Source organism: Rhodoferax sp. (assembly GCF_028688795.1).
GTDB lineage: Bacteria > Pseudomonadota > Gammaproteobacteria > Burkholderiales > Burkholderiaceae_C > Rhodoferax.
On sequence record NZ_JAQTXM010000070.1, the window covers coordinates 1 to 7,207 of the forward strand.

Here is a 7,207-nt window from a genome sequence, read left to right on the forward strand (position 1 = left end):
GGTGGGGCCGATGCGGCGTTTGACACGCTCAAAGAATTGCAGGATGCCCTGCTCAATGACCAAACCGGCATTGCTGCCTTGCTTGCAGCCGTTGACAAGCGAGTGCGCTTTGATGCGGTACAGGCACTGACTGCACCTGAGCAGGAACAAGCCCGCCAGAACATTGGTGCGGTCTCCGTGCTGGACATCGGCAACTTTGACACCGACTTTGTGGCCGCATTCGAAGCAGCGCTTGCTGCCTAAACAGTCAACTTCTGACTGATTGATCATGAACCTGGCCCAACACATCACCGAATTGGCGCAGCGCCTGGCTCTTGAACTCAAGACCCGCATCACCGCCGATCACCCTGGGGTTGCAAAAGCCTGGGTGTGCTTCGGTGTGATTGGAACTGGCAACAAAGCCTCGGTGGTGGTTCGGGCTGGGTTCAATGTTCATAGCGTCACCCGCACAAGCACTGGCAAATTCCGGGTGACGTTTTTGAATTCCATGCCAGATGCCAATTACTGCTGGCAGGCGTTCACACGCAATGCGGGCAACCAATCGGCCATGAAACACGCTGGCGCACGCGCCACCGCAGAAGCCAAGACCACCCAGTTTGTGGAGGTCGTCTGCACCACCTCAAACGGCACCTTGACCGACACCACCGAGATAAACCTGACCGTCTGGCGCTGATGCCCGAACAGAAAACAAACACCATGTCCTTCTCACAAACCCAACTCGAAGTCTTGCAGACGGCACTCACACAAGGTGAACGTCGTGTCTCCTTCGGCGACAAGACCGTCGAATACCGCTCCGTTGACGAACTCCGCCAAGCCATTCGCGAGGTCAAGCGAGGGCTGTCTGAGCAAGCCGCATCAACTGGCATGTGGCCCGGCGCGCCGCGTCAGATTCGCGTGACCACATCCAAGGGCTTCTGATGACTTGGTATACAAAAATCAGAAGTCTGTTTGGCCAGGTGGGTCAGGGACCGATACATGAAGCAGCAGGCCGTGGCAGACGCGCACAGGGCTGGATGCCCGGCAACCCGGGCGCTGTGTCGGCGCTGCTTGCCACCAATTCCGAACTGCGCACCAAAAGTCGCGATCTGGTGCGCCGCAACGCCTGGGCGCAGTCCGGCATCGAGGCTTTTGTGGCCAATGCAGTCGGCACCGGCATCAAGCCACAAAGTCTGGCCGGTGACGACACGTTCAAGGCGGCAGTACAGACGCTGTGGCGCGACTGGGTGGAAGAAGCCGATGCGGCAGGCCAGACTGACTTCTATGGCTTGCAAGCGCTGGCCTGTCGGGCCATGCTGGAGGGCGGCGAATGCCTGATCCGCCTGCGGCCGCGCCGACCTGAAGATGGTTTGAGTGTGCCGCTGCAACTCCAGTTGATCGAGCCCGAGCATCTTCCCTTGAATCTCAATATTGATCTCGATTCGGGCAATGTCGTGAGGTCTGGCATCGAATTCGACGGCATGGGCCGACGCGTGGCGTACCACTTGTACCGATCTCACCCCGAAGATGGCAGGCTCGCCCCGATGTCGGGCCAGGGTGGCTTGGAGACGGTGCGCATCGATGCCAGTGAAATCATCCACCTGTACAAGGTGTTGCGCCCGGGACAGATTCGCGGTGAACCGTGGCTCTCACGCGCCCTGGTCAAGCTCAATGAACTCGACCAGTACGACGATGCGGAACTGGTGCGCAAGAAGACTGCCGCCATGTTCGCAGGCTTTGTCACCCGCCAAAGCGTGGAGGACAACCTGCTGGGCGAAGGCCTGCCCGATGGCAATGGGGTATCGCTGGCTGGTCTTGAGCCCGGCACCATGCAGATTCTGGAGCCCGGCGAAGACATCAAGTTCTCTGACCCGGCCGATGTGGGTGGCTCCTATGGCGAATTCCTGCGCGCCCAGTTTCGGGCGGTTGCAGCAGCCATTGGTATCACCTATGAGCAGCTGACCGGTGACCTCTCGGGCGTGAACTATTCCAGCATTCGTGCCGGGATGCTGGAATTCAGGCGGCGTTGCGAGATGGTGCAGCACGGTGTGCTGGTGCATCAGATGTGTCGCCCGGTGTGGGCGGCGTGGATGAAGCAGGCCGTGCTCAGTGGCGCATTGCAGGCTCCAGGCTTTGCCCGGGGTGGCAACGCCAAGCGCAGGCAATACCTCGCAGCCAAGTGGATTCCGCAGGGCTGGCAGTGGGTGGACCCTGAGAAAGAGTTCAAAGCCATGCTGCTGGCGATTCGCTCGGGGCTGATGAGTCGGTCTGAGGCGATTTCGGCCTTTGGCTATGACGCAGAGGACGTTGACCGGGAAATCGCTGCTGACAACCAGCGCGCCGATGACCTGGGTCTGATTTTTGACTCCGACCCCAGACGCACCTCCAAAGACGGTGGCAGCGCAGAGCCCAACAAGCATGCAGCCCAAGCCGCCGACACCCAAGCCAGCGATCCCGTCACCACTGACACGTAGAGGATTTCCATGAACCTGTTACCGCATTTGGCGGCACGCCTATTTGGTGCGCCGCTGCTCATCCATCGCCCAAAACTTGATGTCATCTTGTCGGTGCTGGGCTCGCGCGTCGGACTGCCTGACTTGTCGGCACCGACTGGCTTTATCCAGCCTGATCGAAACGCTGCCCAAGCAGATGCTGGTGCTGCTCAGTCTGGCATTGCTGTGATTCCCATTTATGGCACGCTGGTGCGGCGCACCCAAGGCCTTGAAGCGCAGTCAGGGCTGACCAGTTACGCCGGGATTGCCTTGGCACTGGATACAGCACTGGCCGACCCGAATGTTGCTGCCATCCTGCTCGATATCGACTCTCCCGGTGGTGAATCCTCCGGGGTGTTCGATCTGGCAGACCGCATTCGCGCGGCCACGGCCATCAAACCGGTCTGGGCGGTTGCCAACGACATGGCTTTCTCTGCTGCCTATGCGCTGGGCAGTGCCGCCAGTCGCTTGATCGTCTCACGCACGGGTGGTGTGGGATCGATTGGCGTGATTGCCATGCACGTTGACCAGTCGGTCAAAGACCAGCAAGACGGTATTGCTTACACCGCAGTCTTTGCCGGTGATCGAAAAAACGATCTCAACCCGCACGCACCCATCTCGGGTGAAGCACACAGCTTTTTGCAGGGTGAGGTCAACCGCATTTATGACCTGTTTGCAACCACGGTGGCCAAACACCGGGGCATGGGCGTGAACACCATCAAAAGCACCCAAGCCGCCCTTTACTTCGGCGCAGATGCGGTTGCTTCTGGTCTGGCTGATGACGTGGGAACGCTCGATGACGCTCTTCTGCAGATCAATTCCATGCTGACCCCACCAGTTCCCTCGCTCTCCCGGCTGCTTGCCAGTCAAACCCTCCCTGAAACCTCACCTGAAAAGGAAATTCCCATGACGCAATCCGTCCAACCCACTCCTGTGCTCGCCCAAACTGGTATCAATACCACCACATCTACCGCCACGTCGGCCGCCACTTCACCCGCCGACTCCGTGTTTGCGGTTTCTGATGCGATTGAAGTCGCGCAAAGTTGCACGCTGGCTGGACGCACCGACCTGATCGCTGGCTTTCTGGAAGCCAAAGTGGCACCCAGTCAGGTGCGCAGCCAGTTGCTCACGGCAATGGCGCAGCAATCCACGGAAATCGTCAGCCGCATTGACCCGAACGCTGCCGTGCGCCAGGAAATGGCCACTTCCAACCCGGCTTCGCCTGACAACCCGCTAATTGCCGCCGTCAAAGCCCGAATCGGTGCTCGCTAAATCCCACCTGACCCCTCACCAATAGGAGAACTCCATGGCTGAAATCAAACAAACCCTCAATCTGGGCGACTTGCTCAAGTACGAAGACGAAGGCTTTTACTCGCGCGACCGCGCCACACTGACTGCTGGCCAAACCCTGGTACTTGGCACCGTACTTGGGCTGGTGACCGCCACCGGCAAGGTCAAACAACTTGATCCAAGTGCCACCGATGGCAGCCAACTCGCCTGTGGTGTGTTGTTGCAGGACTGCGATGCCTACTTGGTGGATCGGGACGACGCACTGATGCTGGCGCGCCATGGCGCGGTGGCCCAGCACGCACTCACCTGGCCTGCGGCCATCACCGTGGCAGAGCGCGATGCAGCAGTGGCCCAGCTCAAGACCGTGGGCATTCTGGTGCGCCAAAGCGCCTGATATCCGCTTTGATCTGCAAGCCAATTCGCCCCACTCATCCCACTTTTTGAAGGAAAGCCATCATGGCCATCAACAACCCGTTTCTCAATCCTGCTTTTTCAATGGCATCGCTGACAGCCGCGATCAACCTGCTGCCCAACCGCTACGACCGACTCGACCAGTTGGGTCTTTTTGCCGCCAAGCCGGTGCGCACCCGCACCATCGTGCTCGAAGAAAAGGCTGGTGTGCTCAATTTGCTGCCCAGCCTGCCTGTGGGCTCACCCGGTACGGTCGGTATTCGGGGCAAGCGCACGCTGCGCAGCTTTGTGATCCCGCACATCCCGCACGATGACGTGGTGCTGCCTGAAGAAGTCTCTGGCCTTCGCTCGTTTGGCACCGAGAACGAATTTGCTTCCATTGCGGCGGTACTGGCCGAGCACCTGGACAACATGCGCACCAAGCATGCGGCCACCCTGGAGTATTTGCGCATGGGCGCTTTGAAAGGCATCGTGCTCGACGCCGATGGCCGGGTTCTGGTGAATCTGTATGACGAATTCAAGATCACACCCAAAACCATCAGCTTCAAACTCAACGTTGACACCACCAACGTGCTGGAAAAGTGTCTCGATCTCAAGCGCTACCTCGGTAAAAGCCTGATGGGTGAGCGCATGAGCAGCGTGCAGTGCTTGGTCTCGCCTGAGTTCTTCACCAAGTTGGTGACCCACCCCAGCGTGGTCGATGCGTATCGGCTGTTCAACGAAAGCCAGATTCTGCGCTCCGACATGCGCTCGGGCTTCCCGTTTGCAGGGGTCACCTTTGAGGAATACGCCGGTGAAGCCAGCGTGCCCGATGGCTCCGGTGGCTGGGTGACCAAACCGTACATCGAAGCTGGCGAAGCGCATGCGTTCCCGCTGGGCACGATTGACACTTTTGCCACCTACTTTGCACCGGCTGACTTCAACGAGACGGTCAACACGCTGGGCCAGCCGATTTATGCCAAGCAGGCACCGCGCCATTTTGAGCGTGGCACGGACTTGCACACCCAGAGCAACCCGCTGCCCCTGTGCCAGCGTCCAGCCCTGTTGGTGCGCCTGACCGCGACGTGATCGGGTTAAACCCATGACCACACTGGTCGAAAAAATCTATCTGGCTGCTGCCAATGTCGGGTTTCTCAAGACCTGCGACTGGCAACCCACCGATGGCGGTGCAGCGCAGACGCATTCTGTCGGATTTTCTGCACCCGATCAAGACGTGCTCTCCGGGCTTGGTGTCAGCACCGATTACGAGATGACCTACCCGAACTCCTGCTTTGTGGGGCTCAAATCCCGCGAATCAGTGCAGATCGAGGGCGTGGCGTATCAGGTGCGAGAAGTCACGGCCGTGGGCGATGGCTCTGAGGTACGCGCCAAGTTGATGCGGGTGTAAATCCCATGGCAGCGAACTCCATTCGTGAACGGATTTTGCAGACGCTGGTGGCGCGGTTGAACCCGGTGGCCACAGATCAGGCAGCTTCAGTGTGGCGCACGCCCAGTGTTGCCATTACGCGCGATCAGTGCCCAGCCCTGGTGGTGTTTCCTGAGAGTGAGTCACTGGCAGAGCGCGCCAACGACCGTGTCACCCGCGAGTTGACAGTACGCATCACCGCACTGGCGCGTGCCGTGCCGCCAGTAATTCCAGAAACCGTGGCCGATGCCTTGCTCTGTTCGGCGCATGCAGCCCTGATGAGTGACGTCAACCTGGGCGGTCTGGCGCTGGGGGTGAGGGAAGTTGAGTCCGAATGGGAAGTGGATGACGCTGACGGCGTTGCTGCCAGCACATCTGCTCGCTACCAGATCACCTACCGCACCCTGATTGCCGACATCGCCATTCAAGCCTGAATCCTTTTCCCCTTTTTCCATCCATTCCAACTTTTAGGATCCCAAACCATGAGTACCTATGCATCATTCCAGGGCCGTGTTTACCTTGGCAAACGTGACGTTGAAGGCAACCCCATCGAGGTTCGCTCACCCGGCAACGTGGCTGAGTTGAAACTCTCGCTCAAAACCGACGTGCTGGAGCATTACGAGAGCCAAACCGGTCAGCGCACGCTCGATCACCGCATGGTCAAACAAAAGTCCGCCACAGTAAATCTGACCATTGAAGAGTTCACCAAAGAAAACTTGGCGCTGGCCCTGTACGGCAACTACGTGGTCGGCACGCCCGGCACTGTGACCAATGAGCCATTGGCGGGCGCTTCTCCCTTGGTCGGCGAGCGCTATTTCCTGGCTCACCCCAAGGTAGCCAGCCTGGTGATTCTGGACAGCAGCGCCACACCCGCAACGCTTGTCGAAGGGGTGGACTACACGGTCGATAAAGACTTTGGGGCGATCCAGTTGCTGCGTCTGAACGATGGAGGCACACCTGCCGTGGCCTACGCCGCACCCTTGAAGGCCAGCTACGCCTTCGGTGTCACTACTGAGATTGGCATCTTCACCCAGCCCCTGCCAGAGCGTTTCCTTCGGCTGGAGGGCATCAACACCGCCGACGGTAATGCAAAGGTCTTGGTGGAGTTGTACCGGGTGGCGTTTGATCCCTTGAAGGAAATCTCGTTCATCTCCAACGAATACAACAAGTTCGAAATGGAAGGCTCCTTGCTGGCCGATTCCAGCAAGCCTTTCGATGCAACGCTGGGCCAGTTCGGCCGCATTGTCCAAATCTGAAAGGCGCGTCATGACTGATTTGGAAAAACTCATTCCCCAGGACACCCTGGTGCAGGTGGCAGGCGAAACCATTGCGATATCCCCCCTCAAAGTGGGCCAGTTGCCTGCTTTCCTGCGGGTGATCGCACCCGTGATGGCGCAATTGAGCCAGCCGCAAATCAACTGGCTGGCGCTGTTTGGCGAGCGTGGTGACGATTTGTTGAACGCCATCGGCATCGCAGTCAAAAAACCGCGCGAGTGGGTGGACGATTTGGCAGCGGACGACGCGTTGCTGCTGGCAGCCAAGGTGATGGAGGTCAACGCTGATTTTTTTACCCGAACGGTGATTCCCAAACTCGACGGTCTGTTCAGTCTGGGCAAGGGAATTCAAGCAGCCA

At 58.9% G+C, this 7,207-nt stretch carries 10 protein-coding genes and 1 pseudogene; all 11 read left to right on the top strand.

From position 1 onward, the window contains the following. Positions 1-243, top strand: a pseudogene (locus tag PHQ58_RS22805) (hypothetical protein); the annotation flags it as partial. A gap of 25 nt (positions 244-268) precedes the next feature. Then, entirely contained in the window at positions 269-673 is a 405-nt protein-coding gene (locus tag PHQ58_RS22810) for a hypothetical protein (RefSeq protein ID WP_300116028.1), read from the top strand. A gap of 23 nt (positions 674-696) precedes the next feature. Next, complete coding sequence (locus tag PHQ58_RS22815) at positions 697-918, top strand: hypothetical protein (protein ID WP_300116030.1); 222 nt, start codon at positions 697-699, stop codon at positions 916-918. Further along, complete coding sequence (locus tag PHQ58_RS22820) at positions 918-2,450, top strand: phage portal protein (RefSeq protein ID WP_300116033.1); 1,533 nt, start codon at positions 918-920, stop codon at positions 2,448-2,450. Before PHQ58_RS22815 ends, PHQ58_RS22820 begins: the two co-directional genes overlap by 1 nt. Positions 2,451-2,459: 9 nt before the next feature. Further along, positions 2,460-3,740, top strand: a complete 1,281-nt coding sequence (locus PHQ58_RS22825) for a S49 family peptidase (protein WP_300116034.1) — start codon at positions 2,460-2,462, stop codon at positions 3,738-3,740. A 34-nt stretch (positions 3,741-3,774) separates the two neighbouring features. Next, on the top strand, positions 3,775-4,152 hold the full coding sequence (locus tag PHQ58_RS22830; RefSeq protein WP_296532192.1) for a head decoration protein: 378 nt from the start codon (positions 3,775-3,777) through the stop codon (positions 4,150-4,152). Positions 4,153-4,220: 68 nt separating this feature from the next. Next, entirely contained in the window at positions 4,221-5,237 is a 1,017-nt protein-coding gene (locus tag PHQ58_RS22835; protein WP_296532329.1) for a major capsid protein, read from the top strand. 13 nt (positions 5,238-5,250) lie between these two features. Then, complete coding sequence (locus PHQ58_RS22840) at positions 5,251-5,556, top strand: hypothetical protein (RefSeq protein ID WP_300116036.1); 306 nt, start codon at positions 5,251-5,253, stop codon at positions 5,554-5,556. Positions 5,557-5,561: 5 nt separating this feature from the next. After that, the gene (locus PHQ58_RS22845) at positions 5,562-6,008 is read left to right on the top strand and encodes a hypothetical protein (protein WP_300116039.1); all 447 of its coding nucleotides are present in this window, start codon (positions 5,562-5,564) and stop codon (positions 6,006-6,008) included. Positions 6,009-6,056: 48 nt separating this feature from the next. Further along, entirely contained in the window at positions 6,057-6,830 is a 774-nt protein-coding gene (locus PHQ58_RS22850) for a hypothetical protein (protein ID WP_296532200.1), read from the top strand. A 10-nt stretch (positions 6,831-6,840) separates the two neighbouring features. Then, on the top strand, positions 6,841-7,207 hold a 367-nt coding region (locus tag PHQ58_RS22855), incomplete at its 3' end, for a hypothetical protein (RefSeq protein WP_300116042.1).